This window comes from Oleiphilus sp. HI0061 (genome assembly GCF_001635675.1).
Map to the genome: position 1 here is coordinate 1 of NZ_LWFE01001531.1, position 1,387 is coordinate 1,387.

General features: G+C 47.5%; 2 protein-coding genes. Both read right to left on the reverse strand.

Annotation, left to right across the window (positions count from 1 at the left end):
- A partial coding sequence (gene ftsA, locus A3735_RS23845) for a cell division protein FtsA (protein ID WP_068638789.1) occupies positions 1–745 on the reverse strand: 745 nt, incomplete at its 3' end.
- A 90-nt stretch (positions 746–835) separates the two neighbouring features.
- Positions 836–1,387, reverse strand: a 552-nt coding sequence (locus A3735_RS23850) for a cell division protein FtsQ/DivIB (RefSeq protein ID WP_231882638.1), incomplete at its 5' end; no start/stop codon positions are given.

Here is a 1,387-nt window from a genome sequence, read left to right on the forward strand (position 1 = left end):
TACGCAGTGCCATGGCAATATCATTCGTCACCTGGTCGCCCGCTATCGGGATTACTGCGGTATGACGAATCGCACCACCGGTAAATATTGCGATGTCGGTTGTTCCACCACCAATATCCACAACACAGACACCTAACTCTTTCTCATCGTCAGTGAGCACCGCATAGCTTGAAGCCAACTGCTCTAAAATAATGTCATCAACGTCCAGATCACACTTCTGCACACACTTTTCTATATTCTGAGCTGCGTTAACCGCACAGGTCACCAAGTGCACCTTTGCTTCTAGACGCACACCAGACATACCCAAAGGCTCTTTAATGCCTTCCTGGCTATCAATCACAAACTCCTGAGGGAGAATGTGCAGCACTTTCTGGTCTGCTGGTATTGCCACAGCCTGTGCAGCATCGATAACACGATCAATATCGGCCTGAACAACTTCTCGATCTCGAACCGCAACAATGCCGTGCGAATTCATACTGCGAATATGGCTCCCGGCTATTCCTGCATAGACAGAGTGAATCTGGCACCCTGCCATCAGCTCAGCCTCTTCGACAGCTCGTTGAATTGCGTTAACTGTTGACTCAATATTGACAACAACCCCTCTCTTTAAGCCACGAGAAGGGTGCGAACCGATACCAACTATTTCGATCTGTCCTTCACTATTCTTCTTGCCAACAATTGCAACAATTTTGGAGGTTCCAATATCCAACCCCACGGTAAATTCATTTTCTAATGAGCCAGCCATTCTGGTGTTCCCACGTTACTTTTGTACCAACTTTGCTTTCGCGAAGCCTAAGGCCATCCGATGCCCGGCTCACAAACACATTCCTAATTCTTACTTTTTACCGGATCGCCACTTGATCGCTACACCGTTCGGGTAGCGAGCGTCGATTCGGCTAATATTCGCCACGTCAATATTTGCTCTGGAGCTGAAAACCTTACCAACTCGTTCCAGCTTGGCTTCAAGGTTCTGCTGCCCTTCGCGATCTTGTAGCTTAATTTCACCCATTGCGACCGCCACACCATTACTCAAGGTCATATTCCAGACATTTCTAGGTTTCAATTCCAGCGCTCTAATAGCCAAGCCATACTCTTTAAGGCCTTGCTGTAGTACTCCGAGCGTTGAATACATCATATTTTTCTTCGACGCACTGAACTGCTCACTGCCGATCAGTTGCGGTAAAACCAATAAATCACTTCTTAGTTCAGCAGGCTTAAAGACAACACCTTCTGCATTGAGCAACGCTCCGTCATTCCACTGACTCACCGCAACTTGTTCATTTATTAGCAGCTTGATTTCGCCCGGCCAGACTCTACTCACAGTCGCACTGTTAACCCAGGCCAAGCCCTCTACTCGTGTTTGAACGTCTTTTAAGTCAGTCGCTAT